At 35.1% G+C, this 24,419-nt stretch carries 14 protein-coding genes and 1 tRNA gene; 7 read left to right on the top strand and 8 right to left on the bottom strand.

Annotated features, from left to right (window positions below):
• Positions 1 to 4: 4 nt before the first annotated feature.
• From KF896_11550 to KF896_11535, 4 genes are all read right to left on the bottom strand, one after another.
• A tRNA-Arg gene (locus tag KF896_11550) sits at positions 5 to 81 on the bottom strand.
• 12 nt (positions 82 to 93) lie between these two features.
• On the bottom strand, positions 94 to 552 hold the full coding sequence (locus tag KF896_11545; protein ID MBX3044343.1) for a DUF494 family protein: 459 nt from the start codon (positions 550 to 552) through the stop codon (positions 94 to 96).
• On the bottom strand, positions 552 to 974 hold the full coding sequence (gene ybeY, locus KF896_11540) for an rRNA maturation RNase YbeY (GenBank protein ID MBX3044342.1): 423 nt from the start codon (positions 972 to 974) through the stop codon (positions 552 to 554). The genes KF896_11545 and ybeY overlap by 1 nt, the downstream gene beginning before the upstream one ends.
• Positions 975 to 1,007: 33 nt before the next feature.
• On the bottom strand, positions 1,008 to 1,436 hold the full coding sequence (locus KF896_11535) for a hypothetical protein (protein ID MBX3044341.1): 429 nt from the start codon (positions 1,434 to 1,436) through the stop codon (positions 1,008 to 1,010).
• A gap of 250 nt (positions 1,437 to 1,686) precedes the next feature.
• On the opposite strand from KF896_11535, the gene KF896_11530 reads away from it, so the two are divergent.
• Positions 1,687 to 2,862, top strand: a complete 1,176-nt coding sequence (locus KF896_11530; GenBank protein ID MBX3044340.1) for an OmpA family protein — start codon at positions 1,687 to 1,689, stop codon at positions 2,860 to 2,862.
• An 86-nt stretch (positions 2,863 to 2,948) separates the two neighbouring features.
• On the opposite strand, the gene KF896_11525 is transcribed toward KF896_11530, so the two are convergent.
• Positions 2,949 to 4,931 (bottom strand): carboxypeptidase regulatory-like domain-containing protein, encoded by a 1,983-nt coding sequence (locus KF896_11525; GenBank protein ID MBX3044339.1) that lies wholly within the window; start codon positions 4,929 to 4,931, stop codon positions 2,949 to 2,951.
• Between the two features lie 246 nt (positions 4,932 to 5,177).
• Between KF896_11525 and KF896_11520 the strand changes: the two genes are divergently transcribed.
• The gene (locus tag KF896_11520) at positions 5,178 to 7,406 is read left to right on the top strand and encodes an NADP-dependent isocitrate dehydrogenase (protein MBX3044338.1); all 2,229 of its coding nucleotides are present in this window, start codon (positions 5,178 to 5,180) and stop codon (positions 7,404 to 7,406) included.
• Positions 7,407 to 7,698: 292 nt separating this feature from the next.
• Here KF896_11520 and KF896_11515 read toward each other — a convergent pair whose 3' ends face one another.
• From KF896_11515 to KF896_11505, 3 genes are all read right to left on the bottom strand, one after another.
• Positions 7,699 to 8,049, bottom strand: coding sequence for a hypothetical protein (locus KF896_11515; protein MBX3044337.1), 351 nt, complete (start codon positions 8,047 to 8,049; stop codon positions 7,699 to 7,701).
• A 127-nt stretch (positions 8,050 to 8,176) separates the two neighbouring features.
• Positions 8,177 to 11,437, bottom strand: a complete 3,261-nt coding sequence (locus tag KF896_11510; protein ID MBX3044336.1) for a TonB-dependent receptor — start codon at positions 11,435 to 11,437, stop codon at positions 8,177 to 8,179.
• A gap of 143 nt (positions 11,438 to 11,580) precedes the next feature.
• Positions 11,581 to 14,820: a glycosyl hydrolase gene (locus tag KF896_11505; GenBank protein MBX3044335.1), complete on the bottom strand. Its 3,240-nt coding sequence runs from the start codon at positions 14,818 to 14,820 to the stop codon at positions 11,581 to 11,583.
• A gap of 498 nt (positions 14,821 to 15,318) precedes the next feature.
• Between KF896_11505 and KF896_11500 the strand changes: the two genes are divergently transcribed.
• The 5 genes from KF896_11500 (at position 15,319) to KF896_11480 (ending at position 24,402) form a co-directional block, all read left to right on the top strand.
• Positions 15,319 to 19,887, top strand: a complete 4,569-nt coding sequence (locus KF896_11500) for a hypothetical protein (protein ID MBX3044334.1) — start codon at positions 15,319 to 15,321, stop codon at positions 19,885 to 19,887.
• A 403-nt stretch (positions 19,888 to 20,290) separates the two neighbouring features.
• Entirely contained in the window at positions 20,291 to 22,537 is a 2,247-nt protein-coding gene (locus KF896_11495) for a T9SS type A sorting domain-containing protein (GenBank protein MBX3044333.1), read from the top strand.
• A 317-nt stretch (positions 22,538 to 22,854) separates the two neighbouring features.
• Positions 22,855 to 23,733 (top strand): cytochrome c biogenesis protein CcsA, encoded by an 879-nt coding sequence (gene ccsA / locus KF896_11490; GenBank protein MBX3044332.1) that lies wholly within the window; start codon positions 22,855 to 22,857, stop codon positions 23,731 to 23,733.
• Positions 23,734 to 23,745: 12 nt separating this feature from the next.
• Positions 23,746 to 23,916, top strand: a complete 171-nt coding sequence (locus KF896_11485; protein MBX3044331.1) for a CcmD family protein — start codon at positions 23,746 to 23,748, stop codon at positions 23,914 to 23,916.
• 87 nt (positions 23,917 to 24,003) lie between these two features.
• Positions 24,004 to 24,402 (top strand): cytochrome c maturation protein CcmE, encoded by a 399-nt coding sequence (locus KF896_11480; protein ID MBX3044330.1) that lies wholly within the window; start codon positions 24,004 to 24,006, stop codon positions 24,400 to 24,402.
• Positions 24,403 to 24,419: the final 17 nt, after the last annotated feature.

The following is a 24,419-nucleotide window of genomic DNA, read 5'->3' as shown; positions in this document are numbered from 1 at the left end:
TTCTTGGTGATCCCGACTGGATTCGAACCAGTGGCCCCAAGTTTAGGAAACTTGTGCTCTATCCAACTGAGCTACGGGACCATTGTTTTTAAATCAATTTATTGTATCATTGCCTTCGAGCATAATTCTTCCGGGATAGTTACTTGAAGGTGAATTATCAAAATTTAATGCAGCAATAAACGAACGTAGAAGATACCTGTCAATTACCGGAAGTCCTGTAAGAAGTACTCTGTCAATCAGCATTTCAAGCTGTTCGTTATTCATAAGACCTAACGTTTGATATTGCACTAAATCGGCTAAAGCTTCTTTTGTAAAAATATCTGTTTCATGGTCAAGCAATACTCTGAATCCTTTGGTCTCGACTAAATACGGACCTGCATCAGGAATTTTGACTGAATCGGTCTTTTCGGCAATCCAGCTAAAAGCAGTGGAAATTTCGCTTGTAGTATAACCCAACTTTTCGAGTTCCTTGATATTGGAATCCGAAAAACGCTTTTGGTCTCTTATCGAGCTCATAACATAAATTATGATTTCCATTATTCTTTCAGCCATTAATTACCTTCTTTAAGCATTTGTAGGTAAAAATCTTCTTTTATCGTCATCTTTCTTTTTTCTTCCTCAGAATCATCTTTATAACCGGCTAAATGCAAAGTTCCGTGAATTGATAATCGTAAGAGCTCATCTCTGAAGGGAACACCATAGTCCAATGCCTGCAGTTTTGCAGTATCGGCACTGATGTAGATTTCGCCAACAAGTGGATTTGATTCAATTTCAAAAGTTATGACATCTGTAGCATAATCATGATTAAGAAAATTTATATTTAATTCATGAATAAAACTATCAGAACATATTATAATGCTGATTTCGCCGGTTTTTTTTATTTCTCTTTCCGCAACTTTAAGTACTGCCTGAGTCATCAATTTACTTGGCAGGTACTTATGCGTACTTTCGTTATATATATTTACTTCTATCACAAATACCTTGACGATAAATTCAGCATAATAGTTTTAATCAAGAACTGATTCAGTAATAGACAGCTGCATTGCTGATAAAATTACTGCCGGATGAAGCTCTGCAAAGTCCTGTCTAAGGAGTTCTTTACTGATATTTGAGTAAAGTGAGCAAGTACATTCACTGCCAATAATCAAACAAGAAAGTTTATCAGTGTCATTTTGAATAAAAATAACTTCGTCAGGCTCAAAAAACATCATTGCAGATATGTCGTGAAGTTCGTAATAGCCATGTCTTGTCTGCACTGAAACCATAGCGCCTTCTATGTCGCCAAGGTGGACATCTTGATAAATTGTAAACACAAGAGGTTTGAAATTATCAGGACTTTTTAGTGTCCAGGTAACTGCACCTTCAAAAGTCTGATGCTCTGCACCGAGAGTATCATCAATTTTCTTAATTATATCACTATTTATTTTGAATTTCATTTCTAAAGCCGAATAAGTTTTCTATATTTCATTTAATTCTAATCAGTAAAAATAAGTTTTTATAAAAAAATATCAAAATATTTTGTTCATTTTTTCAATAATTTCATATATTTATTATTCAATACGATTATTGAGGGTTTAAGTTTTAACATAGATTAAACTAATTAAATTTTTAAATAATTATCGTTTCAATCCGTATGTGCAGTTTTTGTTGGACAATATTGTATTTTATTTATTTAGGAGATTTTTTATGTATAAAAAAATTATTTACTCGTTTCTTATTTTAGTGATTTCTTTCAGCAATCTTAAAGCTGATGAAAAGAACATTGCTGTTGGTGTGGGTCTTGGACTTAACCGAGGCATAAATGAAGGTATTCAGGATGAAAGAACAATAGGTCCATTATTCAGTGCGTTCGGTATTTTCAATAATGGAATCCTTTGGGGATTAAGCCCTGAAATCGGTATATCCTACTACCAAAATGGTACCTCAGATGTTGAAGGGGGGTTTTCGCAGTACAAAACATCCTATATTGTTCCTGAATTAAGATTACGCTATTCACTTGGCAATAATCTTGTTTGGAAGCCATATATATTTGGCGGTGTAGGCGCTATGATATACAATATTGATAATAACGTACCCTTTAACCGTGATTTCTTGGAAAATAGCGGTGTTACAGTTGCATTTCCTGTTGGTGCAGGTGTCGGATATCAGTTTGACTATAACTGGGGATTAGATCTTAGTGCAGGTCTTCATCTTACTTTAACAGATAATCTCAATCCTGTATATGATGATATTAATGACGGTAACTGGATAGCAAGACTTGGTGTCCATTATGTTGTTGCAAGATTTTCACCTGATTCTGATGGTGACGGTCTTACTGATGACGAAGAACGCCTTCTCGGAACTGACCCTAATAATCCTGATACCGACGGTGACGGATTGCTTGATGGTGAAGAAGTGAAAAAATACAAAACTGATCCACTTAATCCGGATACTGACGGTGGTGGTGTAAATGACGGAATAGAAGTTCGTAATGGTGCTAATCCTCTTGACCCTGATGATGATATCCTCAATATTGGAGTTGGTGAAAGAATCATTATGAAGAATATTGAATTTGCAACCGGCAAATCTGAAATCAATCCAACTTCAGAAAAAATCCTTAATAATGCTCTTAATGCTATGAATAAGATGACTAATACTACATTCGAAATCGTCGGTCATACAGATGATGTAGGCAGTCGCGAGAATAATATTCAACTTTCTTTGGAAAGAGCAAATGCTGTTAAGAAATGGCTTGTTGACCGTGGTGTTAATGAAGCAAGATTAACTACTCGCGGTGCTGGTCCCGATGAACCAATCGTTGCAAATACTAATGCTGAAAATCGTCAAAGAAACAGAAGAGTAGAGTTCTTCAGAACTAAGTAATCTTCATTCATTCAAATTACTTATTAATAATTAAGGGGCTGCTTGTTTTTAAAAACAGGCAGCCCCTTAAAATTTCAAAATTATACTTATTCTACTTTCTTCATCTGCTTTTCAAATACATTATCTTGCTTGCATTTAATTTCTGAATTCCATTCCTGACCTTTGTAGCCATCATAAGTGACATCGAAAGCATATTTACCTTCACAAAGATTTGTAAATTTGACATAACCATCTTCGACTGTAAGTGTTTCAATAAGTTTTCCATCTTTCCATATTCTAACTTTAGAACCATTGAGAGCTTTTTTGGTGTCAAAATCAGTTACCCATACTTTAGCCCATGCATCGCAGCAAACATCTTTTTTGGTAAGAATTTTGTTAAACTCCTTAACCTCATTGCAGTCCAAATAGACTTCAAATTCAAGTACATCGTAGCTTTCGTGATAGATCATTACAACATAATTTCCTTTGCAAAGTTGTTTATCAGAAGCAGCAGTACCATTCTGAGTTTTGAGTGTGGTAACAATTGACTTTTCTTTGATAATCTTGATCTGAACATTATTGAGCAGATTACCGTCTTTGTCATTAATTTCAAATTTCATCTGATTATTGCAGCAGTCATCGCCTTCTTTTCCCTGAAGTTTGATATCTTTTTCTACCGGTTTATCGCATGATTCGATATAGAAATAATCTTCAGAAACTTTATAATCGCTATGAGCAACTCTTATAAAATGCTTTCCTATGCATAATTCTTCGAACACAACTTTACCATTCTCATCGGTCTTCAAAATGCGATTTTTTCCATCAAAAGTAACTTTGACTTCAGCATTTGCAATTGGATTGCCCGATTTATTGTCTTTAATATATATAAATGCTTTGCCACAGCAGTCTGAGCCTTCTTTCTTCTGTAATTCTTTTATGATCTCAATTGTTTGCTTACAATCAAATTCTATTGACCATTCTATAGATTTATATCCATCAATGACTATCTCGGCAGTATATTTTCCTTTACAAATTCCATCAATCGCCGCAATGCCATCTTTTGAATATCCATAGTAAATCATCTTGCCATTTTGCCATAAAATAAGTTTAGCATCATTAATTGGGTTACCCGAGCCGGCTTCCTTAATTGATACTTTCAAAATATTGTCGCAGCATGGCTCTTCAGAATTCTTCTTCAAAACAACAGCTTTCTCTAAATTCTGCTCACAGTCAAATTCTAAATCCAGTTCCTGTGAAGCAAATCCCTCCTGCTTTATTAAAACCGAATATTTACCCTTACAAATATCAGTAATCTTCAGCTTACCGCTTTCGTCTGAATATCCCTCATATTTGACAGCACCATCTCTGCGGAACAATACCTTTACAGATTTCAGAGGGTTTCCGCTTTCGTCTTTAATCAGAAAATCAGCAGAATTATTGCAACATGTTTCTTCTTCTTCCTGCTTTTTGATTAACTCAACAGCAACTTCTACTGTGTCGCACTTCCCAATTTCCTTATATCCCTCAAGGACTTTAAATCCATCGAGAGCTATACGATAAAAGAATTTTCCTTCGCAAAGTTCCGTGAATTCAACTTTACCGTCATCACTGGTTTTCTTCGTGTCAATTATCCCATCTTTGTTTGATAGCTTGACTTCAGCTCCGGACAACAAATCATCTGAGTCATTCTTTTTTACTACAAAAGAAATTACTCCGCAACAATCATCATCTTCGCTAAGCTTGGATAGTTTGATATTGAGATTTTCCGACTTACCGTCTTTGAGAAAATCATTAGGTGATTTAATCATGGTTTTGAAACCATCAGCTGAAATTCTGAGACGATAAGTCTCAAAATCAATGTTTACTGCAGAAAATGAAAATTCACCTTCAGCATTTGTTTTTGTGTTATATTTTACCTTTTCACTCTCATCAATTATTTCTACCGATGCTTCAACAATCGGATTATCATCAGCATCATAGACAAATCCGGAAAATGTAAAGGATTTATCAGGCGATGTGGTGTTATCGGTACAGGACTGAACGAAAATCAGCATCAAAGCTGATAAAATGAGAAAAAAATACAATTTCATAAAAACTCCGGTTAATAATTGAATGAATTATATTACTATGACACACAAGAATGAAAAAAATCACATTGGTGAGCATAAATTAATTTTAAATTCACAATCGTTTAATGAGATGACATATTTATACATATAATCATAATTAAATATATACCTATAAATTTGTTTATGTCAGCAAAGATTGTTAAATTTGTAATTAGTTATTTTTGAATTTTAAAACTAAATATTTTAATACTTATCATAGGTTTACAAATGTCAAATTACAAAATAATCTGGACTAAAATTGACGAAGCTCCCGAGCTTGCATCTTATTGTCTGCTCCCAATTGTGCAAAGTTTTACAAAAGGAACAGCAATAGATATCGAAACGCGGGATATTTCACTTGCCGGAAGAGTTATAGCCAATTTCCCTGATAATCTTACTGATGAACAGAGAATTCCTGATTACCTGAGCCAGCTTGGTGAAATTGTTAAGCAACCTGATGCAAATATCATTAAATTGCCAAATATCAGTGCTTCAATTCCGCAATTGCAAGCAACTATAAAGGAATTGCAGCAAAAAGGATATAAAATTCCCGATTATCCTGAAGAGCCAAAAAATGATGAAGAAAGAATATTGCAGGAAAGATTTGCAAAATGTCTTGGTTCTGCAGTAAACCCTGTTCTCAGAGAAGGTAATTCTGACAGAAGAGCAGCTGCATCAGTCAAGAAATTTGCTCAAAAATTTCCTCATAGAATGATGAAGCCTTGGCCCACGGAAGGCTCTAAGTCTAAAGTTGCTTATATGAAGTCTGGTGATTTTTATGGCTCTGAAAAGTCAATGACTATGAGTAATGCTGATGATATAAGAATTGAATTTGTAAATCCAAATGGTGACGTAAAAGTATTAAAACCAAAAGTTTCTTTGCTCGCTGGAGAAATAATTGATTGTGCTGTAATGAATGTAAAATCCCTTCGTGAGTTTTACTCCAAGCAAATTGAAGAAGCTCGTAAAGATGGAGTTCTTCTGTCTTTGCACTTAAAAGCTACAATGATGAAAATTTCAGACCCTATAATGTTTGGTCATGCTGTGTCTGTTTATTATAAAGAAGCACTTGATAAACATTCTGATTCATTAAAGGAAATCGGTGCAAATTTAAATAACGGGCTGGCTGATGTGATAGAAAAATTAGACAGGCTACCTGCTAATAAAAAAGCAGAAATTGAAGCCGATATTGCTAAAGTATATGAAAATCAGCCGCCCCTTGCAATGGTTGATTCAAGATACGGTATTACTAATCTACATGTTCCTAATAACATAATTGTAGATGCTTCAATGCCTAATGTTGTACGAGATGGTGGCAAAATGTGGAATGCTAACGATGAACTTCAGGATTGTATTTCGATGATACCCGATAGAAGTTACGCTACAATGTATGAAGCAATCATCGAAGATGCAAAAGTAAATGGGCAGTTTGACCCTTCTACAATGGGTGCGGTTTCGAATGTCGGGCTTATGGCTCAGAAAGCTGAAGAATACGGCTCACACGATAAAACATTCGAAGCGACAGAAAGCGGGACAATCAGAATTGTTAGTTCCGCCGGTAACATACTGTTAGAGCAAATTGTGGAAAAAGGCGATATTTTCAGAATGTGCCAGACTAAAGACCTGCCAATAAAAGATTGGGTTGGTTTAGCAGTTAGAAGAGCGCGTGCTGCTCAGGCTCCTGCTATTTTCTGGCTGGATGAAAACAGAGCTCACGATAGAGAAATTATAAAAAAAGTAAATTCCTACCTTCCGGAGTACGATACAAATTCGCTTGATATTCGTATTATGAAGCCTGTTGACGCAATGAAATTCTCACTCGAAAGAACAAGAAAAGGTCAAGATACTATATCAGTTACAGGTAACGTTCTCAGAGATTATCTGACAGATTTATTCCCGATTCTTGAGCTTGGAACGTCTGCAAGAATGCTTTCAATAGTACCACTTTTAAATGGTGGTGGTCTTTTTGAAACAGGCGCAGGTGGATCAGCTCCTAAGCATGTTCAGCAGCTTGTTAAAGAAAATCACCTCAGATGGGATTCTTTAGGTGAATATTGTGCTCTTGTGCCTTCGCTTGAACTGGCTTATGAAAAGACAAATGATAAGAAAGTTAAAATTTTAGCCGAAACTCTCGATACAGCTATTGGTGTTTATCTCGAAAATGGCAAGTTGCCATCACGTAAGGTTAAGGAGCTTGACAACCGTGGCAGTTCCTTCTATTTGGCTTTATATTGGGCAAAAGAATTAGCGCAGCAGAATGAAGATTCTGAACTTAAAAGCAGATTCACTGAGATTAATAATTCTTTAACTGAAAATGAAGCGAAAATAACTGCAGAACTTATCGAAGCTCAGGGACAGCCTGTTGAATTGGGCGGTTATTATATGCATGATTTTGAAAAGACAACAGCTATAATGAAACCAAGCAAGACATTCAATAATATAATTGATAGTTTATAATATTAGCATATAAAAATGCCCCTCGCAAATCTACACATCTGCCAGGGGCTTAATTTTTTTAAAAAAATAGCTGAGCTCAAATTGCTGAATTTATTTACTCAACATTTTTTCTTTCTTATCATTTCTTTTCTGAATCATGATTATAGCCGCTATTGGTACAACTACCATTAGAATCATAACAATGCTCATTCCAATCAATTTAGAATCCATTTTATTCTCCATGAAAATTGGTTATTAAATACAGGGCAAAAAACAAACTACCCCAAAAATTAAATGTATTCAGGAGAAAATGTTAGAAGAAGGTTTTGTAAGGAAAATTTAAATTTTGACTGTAAATATTGCTAAAAATATCGCTTGTTTTGAAATTATCAGATTTTAAGTAATGCGAATACTTTAGATTTGTGAAATGTTTTAATCTAAGTAGTGATTTAAAGAATATTGAGTTATTAGATAAATATCTGATGTTATCATTATTTAATTTATTAAGATTATAATTATATAAAATAATATAAATATCTGATATATTATCAACTTTATGATGTGATTCGTTATCAATCTCGCTTATGCTAATTGAATAAATTATCAGATTTAGTGTGATAATCAGAATAAGGAAGTAAACCGATATTATACTTTTTATTTTCATTAATTTATAATATTTAAACAAATTTAACATATTGACGGAATGAACTGAATTGATATTTTAATTCCAAAAATAAAAAAAAGCCGACTTTTTGAAGCCGGCTTATTTTGAATGGTAAAGCATATATTGTTTAATTAAACATATACCTTATGGTAAATTGCATACGCCAAACATCGAAAATGGAGTTGCCGTTTATAAATGAATTTTTTATCCATTCATTATTAATTCTTCTGAGTCTGTACTGTGGAGTTCCATCAGGTAGTGCAGTTTGTGATAGTAACGGTTGATTATTTTCTAATACTTGTCTTACACCCCAATCAGGATTTAGCATATTTGTAAAGTTAAATAAGTCAAGTCTTAGAATTATACCATTTCTTTTGCCAAAAATTTCACCGTAAATTTCCTGGCTTAGGCTTAAATCAAGTCTTGTAACCATAGGAAGTTTCACTCCATTTCTTTCAGCATACTGACCACGTCTCGAACTTAAATAGTCGTCCTGATTAATGTATGCTTCCCAAGCATTTGCTTGCTCTGCGGCAGTGAAAGTAACACCACTTGCAGTATATTCCTGGAAATTCATTTCTGACTGGTCTTTAGGAACATAAATCAGGTCATTGCTTGTACCACCATCACCATTGAAGTCGCCTGCAAATACATAGCTTTGTCTGCCACCTGTATAGGCATCGAGGAATAAAGAAAGTGTTGTGGAGCCAACATTAAAGTAGTCAAGTTTATAAGACATAGCCGCAAAATATCTATGGTCAGGTGTATAAGCTGAATAGCCAAGTCCCGGATTATTCGGGTTTCCTGAGTGTTGATTGTTATTCCATGAGCCGAATGCTATAGAACCAGGGTCAACAGTATTCTTTGCTACACCATAAGCATAACCTACTTTTGCATAAAGACCTTTTTCAAAGCTTTTTTCCAATGAGGCAGCTATATTCCATGAATATCCGATATCCTGATTTTTAAGAACAACAGCATTGTCAATATTAGAATGAATACGATTGCCGGAAGTCCATCTCTCGCGATTGTCAGGACCGGCATAATTTGAACTTGGGTCAGATAAGTTTGCATTTATGTAATAAACGCCGTTAACATCCTGAGTATAAATAAATTCAGCTGTACCAATTACATCCCAAGGCATTCTCTGGTCAACTGCGAAATTAGTTCTCCAGACCTGTGGAAATTTAAAGTTTTCATCAGTAAGAGCAAGTTCATATCTTGATGCAGGTTCGCCTGTAACACTGGCGGGCTTGTAAGCATCAGGATTTGGGTTAAAAGGACGATTGTTTACTGGATTTGCATCAGTTCCGTCTAATCTTTCGAAACCGGTCATTACACCGTTATTACCTATTTGGTTTGATATCCATACAAATGCAGGTTGACCTGTGAAAACGCCTGTACCGCCACGCAACTGAGTAGTTTTATCTCCCATCAAATCCCAGTTGAAACCTAAACGAGGTGAAATCAAAGGTGCTGCTTCAGGAAGTTTGTCAGTTCTGTATTGTACATTATTTCCTGCTTCATCTTTGAAAACAAGTTGTTCGGCTGCTTCATTTCTAAATCCTGTTTCTTCAAACATAGGAATATCAACACGAATACCACCGGTTAGTCTGAAATTATTAAGCACTGTCCATTCATCCTGAACATAAAAGCCCATATAATTCACTTTGAGTGGCTGAACCGGCTTGTCCTGTCCGGGAATATTTGAATATCTGTACTGGAATCTACGAAGATTTACAGGTGAAGTTGTACGGTTTGGATTTGCTAAATAGTCATTAGCATCTGTGTAGAAATCTTCAAGTGAATTATATACATAAGCACTTTGTGAACCTGGGAAGAAGATATTTTCTGATTCATATCTTTCATAAGAAAAACCAAAGAGCAGAGTATGGTCTTTAAGAAACCAGTTAAAGTTGTTTTGAATCTGGAAACTTGAGTATCTTAACTCATTGCTTGGTGTGAATGGTTCGGTGCCGAATGAAGTATAAACCTGACTACCATCCAAAATATCAACAAATGGGAACAGAGAACCAGGAGCTTCACGGCTTTCATCGTGGAATCTGTAACCTACGATAAGATTATTTGTCATATTATCGTTAACAACGCTGTTCCACTCACCAATGATAGAACGGATATTTTCCAATATTGCATAGTTTGAATTCTGGAAATTAAGTGAATTTATAGTTGTTCTTCTTGTACCGAATCCAAGAGATGATGAGTTTGATAACAATATGTCAGATTTTGAATTCAAGTGATTATATCTCAATGAAAATTTGTTTTTCTCATCTAAGTTATAATCTAATCTTAAGATAAATCTAAGAGCAGGTGTACCAAAATCATATCCTTCATAAGCTCCTGTTTCGTAACCGAAATTTTGTTTTAAAAAGCTACTTAATTGGTCTAAATCGCTTCTTAAAACTCTTGTAACATTACCACCTGCTTCCTGAGTGCCATCATTAGCTTTGTAATTTGTACCGGGACGTACATCATCTTCCCACTCAAAATTTGCAAAGAAGAATAATTTATTTTTGATAATCGGACCGCCAAGTCTTCCGCCAATCATATTGAAACCGAAAGTACCCGGGTCAAAATCTCTTTCGCCGATTTTTGTACCAACAAGAGCATCAGTTCTGTTCTGGAAATAGACTGAGCCTGAATATTCGTTTGTACCGCTCTTTGTAACCATATTTACACCGGCACCAACAAAATTACCCTGACGTACATCATAAGGAGCGATATTTACCTGAATCTGCTCAATCGCATCAATTGATATTGGTGCAACATTTGTTCTTTCACCGGGTTGGCCACCAAGGCCAAAAGAGTTATTAAAGTAAGAGCCGTCAACAGTAATATTATTCAATCTGTTATCCTGACCAGCAAAACTATTTCCGCGTGACTGTGGAGTTAATCTTGTAAAATCGCCAATTGTACGATTAATAGTAGGAAGTGCATCAATCGCATCGCTCGATACTGATGTTGCAGCACCTGTTCTGTCTGAATTGAATACAGCATCCGATTTGCCGTAAACAATAACATCTTGAGTTTGAATTCTTGATTCAATCAATTTGAAATCAAGTTCATTTGTCTGTCCAAGTGTAACACTTATATTTTCATATTGTTTCTTGGCATATCCAAGAAACGAGGCAACAACCCTGTATGGTCCGCCTACTCTCATACCAAGTATAGTATAGCGACCGTCAGCACGTGTAATTGCGCCGTAAGTTGTTCCCGATGGAACGTGAAGAGCTGTAACTGTTGCACTTTTCAGTGGCATATTGCCATCATCAGTTACACGACCGGTTATTGAACCTGTAGTTACACCTTGTGCTAATGCAGTTGAGCCTGCTATTACCAGCACAAGTAAAATAGTAAATAAAAACTTCATACCAACACCTAAAAATGTTAATAAAAAAAATAATTTATTCAAAAGTAACATTTGAATAAAAACATTAAGTAAATAAACTGTTAATTATCTATTAATTTTCTTTTTCTAAAATATTATTTAAAAGTTTTTATTTTTTACAAAAACTATCTTCTCCTGCTTGGAAACCGGTCAGGAGTCCATGGAGCACCGATGTTGTCAAGTTCCGAAAGTAGCTGTTTGTAATCATTTTCATAAATATATTTCAATTTTGAAATAAACTTTTCAAATTCTGAATCAGCAATTTTATAGCTGTCAATATTTGTTTGTGTTGGAGAGGAAGTAGTGTACCACATAGTAAATACAATATATCCAATCCTTCCGGATATACTTAGAGGTTGATTTCCTGCACGGTTCGAAATAGATTCGTCACCATTGAGTTCTTTGTTCAATTCATTCAATTTAGAAATCAATAAATCAGTTTTTGAAATCAATTCCAATTTTGCTTCAGGAGTAGCTTTGACAGCGTTTTTTATCGCTTTCAATTTGCTTTGCATATCTTTGATTATAGTGGTTGATGCAGATACTGCTGAGCTTAAGCTGCTTACTTTTTGCTGGAATTCAGCTAAAAATTCGACATCCTGAGCCGGCATTGTTCTGCTTTCGAGAGGTTTGCATCTGAATTCAACGGCAGGATGAAGTTCTTTAAACTGACCATTATGGTACAATTCCATTGATACTGAGTATCTTCCCGGAACAACCGGCATAGAAGAATGCTTATTAGGGTCAGTTTTCTCCATAACTGATGAAGAACTTGGATATTTCATATCCCAAACAATCCTGTTAATTCCTGCTGAAGGACTTTGTTTAAGTCGTCTGATAATAGTATTTTCAGCATTTCTGATTGTAAAAAGCAAATATGCTGATTCTTCCAAATCTTCCTCTCTAAGTTGTTCAAAAGTTGGATATGGAGGAATTTTACCTTCTTTATTTAATTTACTTTCCTCTTCTTTTCTGATTTGTTTTTTAGTTTTTGGTACATCTTTCAGATAATAAGTAAATACAGCTCCAAATGGATGATTTTCACCTCTGTAGAAGGTTGAGCCTTCATTATTACGGCTCTCAGATCGGTCTTCAATATACATTAATGCATCTTTTATCGGGAAAATAAAAGCATCTTTTTCAGTAAATTCATCATTTAAATATCTCAATGGACTGTAATCATCAAGGATATAAATACCTCTGCCGAAAGTTCCGATGACCAAATCTGTTTCGCGTTCCTGAATGTCCAAATCTCTTACAGCAACTGTTGGAAGCCCGCTTTTAAGCTGCGTCCATTTTTTACCGGAATTATTTGTATAAAAGAGCCCAAACTCAGTACCAGCAAAGAGTAAATTTGCATCCTGAGTATCTTCTTCTATAGTCCAGATTGGTCCATTATCCGGTAAATCCGAAGATATTGATGACCAGGTTTTCCCTTTGTCATTGCTTTTCAGAATATATGGTTTGAAATCAGCATCCTTATGGTTGTTGAATGAAGCATATACAACATTTTCGTCGTGTCTTGAAGCGTATATATCGCTAACATAAGTATTGGCAGGAACTCCCGGGAATGATTCTATTTTTGTCCATGATTTGCCATTATTATCAGTTACCTGAATAAGTCCGTCATCTGTTCCAATATAGAGCAAACCTTCTTTCACAGGCGATTCTACTAAAGATATAATATTACCGTAAAGTGAGGTAGATTGATTTTTGGCAACAGCTTCAGGACTCCATATCTTGTCCATTACTTTGAGTTGGTCTCTGTCAATTTTTCTTGTCAAATCATCACTGATTTTTGTCCATGAGTGCCCTCTGTCGTTGCTCATAAAAACTTTATTAGCTGCGACATAAAGTCGCTCGGGCTTATGTGGGCTAATTATGAGTGGTGTATCCCAATTCCATCTTAGTTCTTCATCTTTCTCAGGTTGTGGCTGAATACCTGCAATCTCCCCACTCAATTTATCATATCTTATGATATTGCCATATTGCCACTGTCCATAAATGATATTTGGGTTTTTGGGATCTATTTGCGGTTTATAACCGTCTCCACCAACAAGATAAATCCAGTGTTGGTTTAAAATTCCCCCTGAATGGCGGGTTCTGGCAGGTGCACCAAGTGAATTGTTATCCTGAGTTCCACCATAAACACTATAAAATGGCTCACTATTATCTGCCTGAATTCTATAAAACTGTGTAACAGGTAAGTTTTCAAAAAACCTCCAGTTTTCACCTCCGTCATAGGATTCATAAAGTCCGCCATCACCGCCTATTAATACATAATTATTATTATCGGGGTCAATATAAATAGCGTGGTCATCTACATGTCGTTGCTTGAGACTAACATTTTTCCAATTTTTTCCGCCATCCACTGATACTTTTGTGTAAGTATCGGGCATCCATATTTTGTCAAGCTCAACAGGGTCGCAAAATATTTCTGAATAATATTGTGGACTGGCAGACTTAACAGAACTTTGCTTTATCCATTTAGCTCCACGGTTTGTGGATTTAAAAAATCCGCTTTTATCATCTTCCGCTTCTACTAAAGCATAAACGAAGTCAGGATTAATTGGAGATATAGCCAGACCAATTCTCCCAATATCGCCGGATGGCATACCGCTCATTATTTTCTCCCAAGTTGTACCTGCATCTGTTGATTTATAAACAGCTCCTTCAGGTCCGCCATTGAGTAAAGTCCATACATGACGTCTTCTTTGATAAGAAGCGGCATACAAAGTTTTGCTGTCACGCGGGTCAATTACGACATCAGTAACGCCTGTATTATCAGAAATGAAGAGGGATTTCTCCCATGATTTTCCGCCATCAGTGGATTTAAACAGACCTCGGTCGCCGCCCGGACCCCAAAGTGGACCTTGTGCAGCGACATAAATAACATTAGAATTATTCGGGTCAACAATGATTTTTCCGATGTGTTCAGATTTATCCAAACCCATTTTTTTAAATGAATCTCCACCATCTGTTGATTTATAAATTCCATCGCCCCATCCGACACTTCTCTGACTGTTGTTTTCTCCGGTTCCAATCCAAACAACAGAAGGGTTGTTGGGGTCTAATGTAACACAACCAATCGAATATGAGCCGTAATTATCAAATATGGGTGTAAATGTTACACCTTTGTTTGTGGTTTTGAATACATTGCCGGAAGCTACTGCAATATACATTTCAGATTTATTATTTGGATTAACTGCAATATCGCCAATTCTTCCTGATGTAAGTGCTGGTCCTATACATCTCATTTTCAATCCACTAAGTGATGGCAATTTTGAGTCTTCAGATTTGTTATCAGCAATAAGCTGACTACAGTTTACAAATGATGCCAATAATAAGATATAAATATATTTCATAAATAAATAAACCGTTTTTGTAACAATCAAAAAGATAAAAATAAATACTTTTTTTTAAATATATGAAAATTATTTTTCAAAGTAATAATTTGTGAAAAAAAAAATGTCTTATACCCAAATTTTTATCAATAAAACTGACAATTTCAAAATTAACATATATATAATCTTATTATTATATTGAAATGTATATTAGTATGTTATATTAGAATACTTTAGAAATATTAGAATCAATAAAACTATGAAATATTATTCATACACTTTTTCGTTTTTTGATAAAGAATTCCCAAAATAAAGTAGAATTATTAACCGAATATTATATTTTTTTTATCAACACATGTAGCAAAAATGATTTTCGTTTGTCATTAGTATAAAAGCGATGCCTAAAAATCTAAATTTAATTAGAAAAATGCATAGCTGTAAATTGATAAGAATTTTAGTTAAAAAATTAATAAATAAATTAATAATTAATGAAGTATTTTTAATAAATTGAGGTATGAGATGAAAAAATTCTATACTATGCTTGCTGTGATAATAGCTATTATTACATTAGCAGCATCATTGAATCTGCAAGCTAAAGACCAAAGCGATGCCGAAATCAGAAAAGATTTGAAGGAAAAACTTCCTTATCTGATGGGCTCGAATAATGCCGGAACACTGTTCTATATTACTTTTCACCCTTGCTGGGAAGAAGTAGGTGAAAATAATAACCTACGAGTTTATATATCAGCTCCGGTAGCAACAACTGTAACCCTTGAAATCGAAGGTCTTGGTATCTTCCGTCAGAAACAGACAATACCAAATGACGTAATTGATTTCATGCTTACACCATCTGAAGGTCAGCCATATACAAAAACTGACCGTGTTCCACCGCAACCGGAACAAATATGGGAAAAACGCGCTGTAAAAATTACTGCCGATGACCCAATCATTGTGTATGGTGTAACTCGTTTCCGTTATACATCTGACGGTTATCTTGCACTTCCTGTAAGCTCTCTTGGAAATAATTATCAGGTTGCATCTTATGCAGACCCAACAAATAATACTTTCCAATGGCTTACTTCATATACAAGTGTTGTCGGTATTTATGAAAATACTCGCGTAACATTTAGAATGGGTGGTTGCGAAAGCTGTTATGTTCTGCGTGAAGACGGTTCATATTTAACATTCAACCAAACAATAAGACGTACCCTTCATCAGGGTGACGTTTGGTTGTTACCCGGAATCGGACCTTTTAATGATGTATCAGGCTCAACTGTCAAAGCAAATAAACCTGTGAATGTAATCTCGGGAAGTTTCTGTGCTTATATTCCAACCCACATCGCAGCTTGTGACTTTATAAGTGAGCAGGAATTACCTGAAAATACCTGGGGTACAAAATACCATGTTACACCAATACACACAAGGAAGAATTATTCTCTGATTAAAGTATTTGCCAAAAAACCATTTACTACAGTGAATTTTGATGGCAATCCTACTGTTTACATTGCTACCCCCGGTGGTGTGGCAGGTACAGGTTATATTGAAACCCGCGCCGGTGTAATGAATCCCGGTGATGTATCACCTAAGCCGGTCGAAGTATCATCTGATGAAGCAATTTATGTAGTTCAATTTAACCCTGGTCAACAGGATGACGGTGTTGAAAATGACCCATTCCAGCTTGTACTTACTCCTACTGAGCAGTATCAGACGGAAATCGTATTTAATACTCCGGGTATCCGTGGTCTTTATGGCTTTAAAAATAATTTCCTTAATATTGTCTACAAAGCAACAATTGACGGTGGTATTCCTGAAGATATGATGTGGGCTGAAGTAGTTGACGGACAGTTCCGATGGATTCCTATGACGTCATATTCAGGAAACCCGGGAGAGAGATTCTTTCCAACAGAAGAAGACGGTCGCCATTACCGTTCAAAATTTTTGAGATTGCCTTATGATGGTGTTTACAGAATTAAAGCTAATGATCCATTTGCTGCTTATGCCTATGGTTCAGATCAGTATGACTCATACGGATGGCCCGTTTCTGTAGCTGTTGCTGACCTTGAAACACCTGATTCACTTGCTCCTTATGTAGAATTTGCAAAAGAATGTAGTGGCAATGTTGCCGGTTATGTATTAGACGAACCAAGAGTTGACCCTGAAAATCGTTCAAATCTTGGACTTGTTTATATGGACACTGATGACAGCTACAATTACAGATTTCAATATGACCCGTTTATTGCCGGTATGGATCCAAAAACAGACTGGACACTTACAGTCCGAAATGCAGCTTTGAACGCTCAGGCACATCTTGTATTTGTTGATAGAGTGGGTAATCGTACTGATACAATAATCAATCACTTTGCAATCAGTCCGAATATGTTCCCATATTTCAGCGATTACGGTACTTTCAAAATCGAAAATCCTAATGTTGAAAAAACGGTAACATTTACTATTAAAAATGATGGCGATAATGCTATTACCAGAGACTACGAAATCTATGTAATTCTTGACTCTGATGAAGAAGAAGCAAAGGCAGGCGACATCAATACTTATCAAAATTTTGACCTTATTGATATTCAGGGTTTGGACTTATCACCTATGGCAGTTGGTCAGGAACGTAAATTTGATGTTAAGTTTACTGCACGCACTGAAGGTACATTCAGAGATTCAGTAGGTATTATGGTAATTGACAGGAATACCAGAGAAGTTTGTGTTCATCAGTATTTTGCTGAAGTGGTTGCATTCGTTGGTAATCCATTTATTTCAGCAACTGATAAAAACTTTTACGAACAAGTAGTAAATAACAGAACTGTAAAATACGACTTAACAGTTACTAACCCTAATCAGGGTGAATATTTAGCAACTGTTCCACTGAGAATTACCGATATACAGTTTACTGGAGATGAAATCGGTCATGGTGGAAGTAATGCTGTGTTTGAAATAGAAGGATTAAATAATATTTCTGCAGCTAATCCATTGCTAATAGCACCGGGTGCAAGCCATACATTTACAGTAAGCTTTATGCCTAAAGCTGTTAGAACTTACAGCTCCCGGATTACCTTCATAGCTGATGCCGATATGCCTAAGAACTATACTGTTCTTGATGGTGTAGGTATTCAACCCGGCTTGCTTGTTAATGGTGATGATTGGGGCGAAAGATTAGTTGACCCGAATGTTTATATTCAAAAACCCGGACCTTATGACTATACTCCTTACTTGTCTCCAAATGGAGCAATCGAACTTACAAATGACGGTTCAGCACCTGTAACTTTAAGATTGCCTGAAATAGTTGAACAAACCAGAGGCGAAGGATTCAAAGCTTATCGTGGTACTGAGCTTGTTTCATTGACTACTCCGGGCGTACTTGCTGACTTATTCCAGAACAAAACGATTGCACCAGGTCAAAATCTAACAGTTCCTGTATATTTTGACCCGAAAGATGAAGGACAATATCATTTGATTATTAGATTTGTAAGTGACGCAGTTGGAAGCCCAACATCTACATTAATTGGTGTTGGGGTATATCCTAAATCAACAACCGGTGATCTCGAATTTGAACCAAGGATTGTTGGTGATGGTGCCCGCGAAAGACTTACAGTAAGATTTACTGCTGATTTGTGGGATTATGACTATCCATTGACTATTACTGATTTTGTATCCGAAAATACACTTGCCGGCACTACAGTCTCTGATTTCAATGGTAATGGCGTATTCCGCTGGGATAGCGATAATATTCGTCACAGCGATGGCAGTGTTATTTCTCTTCCTATTACTCTTCAGCCTGACGATTACCTTGATATTGACGTAGAATTTGAACCAATAGCAGCAGGTAATTTTGAAGCTACACTTACAACTGTAAGTAATGCTGATTTTGAAGCTGTTTCAACATGGACTGCATCAGCAGAAGAAGAAGGTTCAGAAATGCAGCCTGCAATAGCTACTACTTGCTTGAATTCGCCAATTACTATGAGACCTACAATACGCAACTTAGGCTCGATTCCTCTTGAAGTTACAAGCATGAATATTCAGAATGTCAATAATCTTCCTAATTTTAACGTAATTGATTTTGATATTCAAAATCCACAGATTACTCTTGCTCCTGCAGGACAACCCGGAGATATGGCTGAAATTCTTATAGTATTTACTCCAAGTACTAATTATAACAACGCTGTTGTCAGACTTCAGGCTAATACAAGCTCTAATACTAAGCCGATTGACTTTACTGATCTGACAGTTACAAGTACTCACGTTGTTCAACCGACTTTCAGCTTAGTTTCAACAGGAGTTGGAATGGGAACTCAAAAATCAGTTGAAGTTGACCCGGGTGAAGGCGATGCTGTTTCTTATACTTTAGTAATGAATACTAATAACGCCGTTCCACTCGCATCATCATTGATTTTTGAAGCTGAAGTTATGTATAGTAAAGACTTCTTAGGTCTTGGATATATTGACAGAAATGCTAAGACTGCTAAAGTTCAAATTGGTCCAAGAATGCAAGAACTTGGATGGAATGTAAATGCTGTTGTTAAAGATTTCGACGAAGTCACAAATATTGAGACAGTTACACTTACATTTACAGGTCCACAGCCACTTTCGCAAGATTACGGTGATTTAGTTCTTGCTACTGTACTTTTCGATTCTTACCTGCCATGGTATAAAGATGGCGACGGTAATGTGAAAATTAAGAATGAACCTGTAACTATTTCACACGTGATTCTTAATAACGACCCTTGCGTAAGCTACACTGCTGAATATACAACAGTATCACTTAATCCTACTTGCGTTGATAATTTGCGTCCAATTCAGATATCAGCTGAAAAATACGGATTAAGACCAATTGCTCCAAATCCTGTTGGATCAGCCGGTGCTGACATTAACTTCTCAGTTGGTGGTTCAAATATCTTTACTGAAATTAAAATTTATAATTCTGCAAGCGAACTTGTATCTACAATTTTCAGCGGAACTTTAAATTCAGGTCAGTACAGTGCAAGACTTCCAATTGAAAACTTATCAAGCGGTATGTACTTCATCGAAATGGTTTCAGGACCATTCAGATCAGAATACGAAAAACTTATTATAAGCAAATAAATCATTTGATTTATAATAATCCTGAAAGTGAGCCCGAATTTCGATTCGGGCTTTTTTTTTCTTTTAATCTGTTTTATAATCGAAATTATTAGTGACTTAGAGAAAAGTGTATTTTTAATTTCTGTTAGTCTAATCGTAGTCGAAGACTGTATAGAAGAACACTTCTACTAAGTATATCCTGAACTAAGTCGAAGGGCTCAATTTGACAAAAGGTTTTTTATATATACTGCATTTTTATATATTTTCTATTACTTTGCAAGAGAAAATTTTCCAGAAGAATTATTCGGATTAATATTTAGTTATGTATATTCGTCATTAACTTATGAGAAAATTTATTCTAAAATATATATTTATTTTTGTCCTGACTTTCATATTCAACAGTATTGCTTTCGGAAAGTATTATTTGTTGCGTGTTGAAAATATTGATGAGGTCAATATACATCAACTTCAAGATTATACATATTACAAATCTGATAACGGAAGTTATGATTTTATCATACATTATGATGAACTTCAGAATTTCAGTCAAATGTTTATTAATTATGACATATTAACAGAAAATCTTGAAGCGGAATTAAACAGGAAACTCAGAAAAAGCAACATAAGCGAAATTAAATTATCAAATGAATATTTCAGGCTTGGCTCAGTAAGCGGATATTTTACTTATTATGAAATTTATTCAGAATTTGACCGAATGATGGAGCTTTTTCCTGATTTCGTATCGAAGAATCTGGAAGGGTATTCAATCGAAGGTAGACCGATTTTTTCTTATTGTTTTGGAAATAACGCTTGCTTTAGTGATAATATCTTCCCGCAGGTTTTGATAACATCATTAATTCATGCACGTGAGCCGGGTTCTGTTTTTACTTTGATTTATTACTTCTGGGATTTATTAGCCAGATTTGAAAATGGTGAAGAGCTCGCCCGAAATTTACTGTCAAATCGCCACATTTATGTTATTCCGAACCTAAATCCTGACGGTGTGGTATTCAATGAAACTAATTATCCGCAAGGCGGCGGATTATGGCGAAAGAACCGTAGAGTGACATCTGATAGCACTTTTGGAGTTGATATAAACAGAAATTTTGGTCCACTACAAGCATGGGATGCACCTAACAACGGCTCCTCGTTATTGATGAGATCTGATACTTATCGTGGGACGGAACCATTCTCAGAGCCTGAAACCCGAATAATGAGAGATTTTTTAAAAAATAAAAATTTTCGCATTGGTGTGAATTACCATTCTTTTGCAAATGCTGTTTTCTATCCTTATTCGTATTTAAGCAGAGAAAATCCTGATTCGAACTTTTACAGATATTTTCTCACTGACAATTATTACAATAATCGCTATCTTTTCGGATTGGATTTGGATGTAATTAATTATCCGACAAGGGGCAGTTCTGATGATTTCTTGTATATGGGAAATGATGATTTCGAGGGATTTCTGGCTATGACTTGTGAAGTTGGGAATCCAATTGAAGGATTTTGGTCGCCTATAGAAATATCATTAGAAAATGCTAAGCAAAATATCAAATATCTGGATAATTTAATTATTTCAGCTGGTCAGAATATTTCTGTGTTTGATAAAGATGTTTATATAAAAAATAATAAATATTATATCAGGCTTACTTTGGCTAATATTGGTTATGAGAATCTGCCTGAATTTGATGTAAAAATATTTCAGCCTGAAAATTTAATATATTTCGCATCTGATATGAAAAGGCTGCCTGCACTTATCAGAGGTGATACTGCATCGGTTGAATTTGAATATCATCCACTATCTGTTGCAAACGGCAGTATAATTGATTTTCAAATTACTGCTTATTTGGATTTTGAGAAGAAAGAACAATTCAAGTTGCAAATATTCGATTATGATGAGACAGATTTGTTTGATGAGAGTATCAAATATTCTTTTGATAAAGATTGGCATTATTCGATTGATGGCAGTAATACAAAAGTATTGAAAAGTAATTTTGGCGATACTTATAAACAGAACATCGAATCTAAAGCTGAATTTGACTTGCAGGATGCTGCTTCTGATAAGAGCTTATATACTTTAAGATTCCGACATAAGTTTGGAATTGAAGCAAATTACGATTTCGGATTGATTTTTGCTGAAAATCATTTCGGTGCTAATGTCAATCCTCATTTTGGAGAAAATCTTGTAAAAGGCAGAACAAGACCGGGTTCCAGACAATCTGATCTATTGTTTGGTTTCCATGGAAGTTTTAAAGAATGGTTGCCTCAGACTTTGTACTTAAATGATACTGCAGATATTTTCAATAAAATTTCATTTAACCTATGGACTGATAAGGGTGTTAATAAGTCAGGCTGGATAATCGGTGATTTGAAGCTTAGAAAGTTTTCTCCGGATAAAACTAGTATTATTGAACCTTCTAAAAACGAATATTTCAGAATTTATCCAAATCCTATTTTGAATGGTGAATTTGTACTAGTTTCAGATATAAGCATTACAAATGCGGAATTACAAGTTGTATCAATTAACGGTAAAGTGGTTTTTGCAGAGAATTTTGAGTTGGTGAAAGGAGAAAATCGAATTATTTCAAATAATATTTCCAATGGGAAATATTTTATAGTAATTAAATGCCCGAATAAAAATTATTTAATCCCTTTTACAGTAATTAATTAGAAATGATTTACTGAAAATTAAATAAAGTAATTTAAATAAATCATTTTTTCGGTAATTTACATTATTTTTGTAATACAATATTTTATAAATTTATCGTATTTGTAATATTATAAATCTTTGAAATCAGGCTTAAAAAAAATATGAAATATATCATTATGTTTGGGTCAATAATACTTGCAGTATTGTTCAGTGTTTTGCCCAATTTGTCAAAGCCAAAACCGACCTGGTGGAAAATTTTGGCTGTTCTGTTTGTAATAATCGCATTAGTAATGACTATCGGTCCTCCGGTAACAGGCAACCTGTCAACTGCCGGATATATGAAAGAAGGCTATTACGAATCTTTGAATATATCCATAAATGTCCGCAAAGACCAGTTTGTTTATGATGAGGTCAATAAATTCTGGATTAAGGGGCTCGGAGATGCCGATATCAAATCGGGAGAAAATCTCAAATACAACCGAAAACTAATTATCAGGTCAGAAAATTTACCTGAAGAGTTTAAGGCAGCCAATAAGCTTGTGATTAAAGCGAAATATAACAAGGATTTTGATGCGCTCGAATATATAGGCACTAAGTTCATCAATCCGCCTTTTGATTATCCTTTTGTTCCGAATCTTGACGAAAGAATCAAAATTCTGAATCTCCATGTACCTATGGCTTGGATTGCAGTTGTTGCTTATCTGATGTCAATGATATATGCCATTATGTACCTACGAACAAATGACCTGAAATGGGACATTTATAATGCATCAACAGCCTCCCTTGGAAATCTTTTTGCAATTCTTGCTACTGTTACCGGTATGCTTTGGGCTAAATATAACTGGGGTAGCTACTGGAATTGGGACCCGCGTCAAACTTCAATATTCATATTGATTATGATTTATGCTGCATTTTTCGCACTTCGTGCTGCAATTGACAGCGAAGACCGTCGGGCAAAACTTTCGAGTGTTTATTCGATAATTTCGTTTGTCACAGTTCCATTTTTAGTGTTTGTTCTTCCAAGACTTGCAACAGGTTTGCATCCCGGCTCCAAAGATGATGTAAATGCAGGTCCGCTTGTTTCTGCTCAACCAAATGCACTTGATACAAATATGCTGTGGAGTTTTGGACTGTCATTATTTGCATTTACAGTAATATATTTCTGGATTCTCAACATGCTGATGAGAACCAATAAAATTAATCACAAAATATCATAAGGATATAAATAAATGGAAGCATTTTTGCACGATAATTCACTATTTGTTGTTTTGGGTATAGCTATAATTCTCTGGGTCGGAATAGCAATATATATGTTCATGCTTGATTCTAAAATTAGCAGGCTCGAGCGACAAATTGTGAATTCAGATGAAATAAACTTAGATGAAAATAGCAACATATAACGATTTTTGTATGTTATTTGAAAAAAAAGTCTTATATTACAGTTTAAGAATATGAAATTTTAAAAACTTTAATTTGAGTTAAAAATTATGAATAAAAAATATATCATTGGCAGTGTTATCGGGGTAGTTTTCGTAGTTGTGGCTTATTTATCTTTTGATTCTTCAAAGATTGAATATACCGATTTTGAGCATGCTAAAGAGTCCGGTAAAATTGTACAAGTCGTGGGTTCATGGAATAAATCAGAGAATTATCATTATGATTCTGATAAGAATGAGTTCATTTTTTTAATGAACGACGAAAATGGCAACTCATCCCATGTAAGAGTAGAAGGTGCTAAACCAAATAATTTTGATGTTGCACCAATGGTTGTTATCAAAGGTAAGTTCGAAGGCGATAAATTTCACGCCAAAGAAGTGCTTACAAAATGCCCTTCAAAATATGAAGGACAGTTCGACGAGCTTAAGGGTGCATCCCTATATAACTGATTTTTTAAAAATAATAT

Source organism: Ignavibacteriota bacterium, assembly GCA_019637995.1.
Classification (GTDB): domain Bacteria; phylum Bacteroidota; class Ignavibacteria; order Kapaibacteriales; family UBA2268; genus JANJTB01.
This window is presented reverse-complemented; position numbering and strand designations above follow the sequence as displayed.

Excerpts from the sequence above, each read along its gene's own strand:
- KF896_11545 (MBX3044343.1), bottom strand. The coding sequence starts at position 552 with ATGGCTGAAAGAATAATGGAAATCATAATTTATGTTATGAGCTCGATA.
- KF896_11535 (MBX3044341.1), bottom strand. The coding sequence starts at position 1,436 with ATGAAATTCAAAATAAATAGTGATATAATTAAGAAAATTGATGATACT.
- KF896_11530 (MBX3044340.1), top strand. The coding sequence starts at position 1,687 with ATGTATAAAAAAATTATTTACTCGTTTCTTATTTTAGTGATTTCTTTC.
- KF896_11525 (MBX3044339.1), bottom strand. The coding sequence starts at position 4,931 with ATGAAATTGTATTTTTTTCTCATTTTATCAGCTTTGATGCTGATTTTC.
- KF896_11520 (MBX3044338.1), top strand. The coding sequence starts at position 5,178 with ATGTCAAATTACAAAATAATCTGGACTAAAATTGACGAAGCTCCCGAG.
- KF896_11515 (MBX3044337.1), bottom strand. The coding sequence starts at position 8,049 with ATGAAAATAAAAAGTATAATATCGGTTTACTTCCTTATTCTGATTATC.
- KF896_11510 (MBX3044336.1), bottom strand. The coding sequence starts at position 11,437 with ATGAAGTTTTTATTTACTATTTTACTTGTGCTGGTAATAGCAGGCTCA.
- KF896_11505 (MBX3044335.1), bottom strand. The coding sequence starts at position 14,820 with ATGAAATATATTTATATCTTATTATTGGCATCATTTGTAAACTGTAGT.
- KF896_11500 (MBX3044334.1), top strand. The coding sequence starts at position 15,319 with ATGAAAAAATTCTATACTATGCTTGCTGTGATAATAGCTATTATTACA.
- ccsA (MBX3044332.1), top strand. The coding sequence starts at position 22,855 with ATGAAAGAAGGCTATTACGAATCTTTGAATATATCCATAAATGTCCGC.
- KF896_11485 (MBX3044331.1), top strand. The coding sequence starts at position 23,746 with ATGGAAGCATTTTTGCACGATAATTCACTATTTGTTGTTTTGGGTATA.
- KF896_11480 (MBX3044330.1), top strand. The coding sequence starts at position 24,004 with ATGAATAAAAAATATATCATTGGCAGTGTTATCGGGGTAGTTTTCGTA.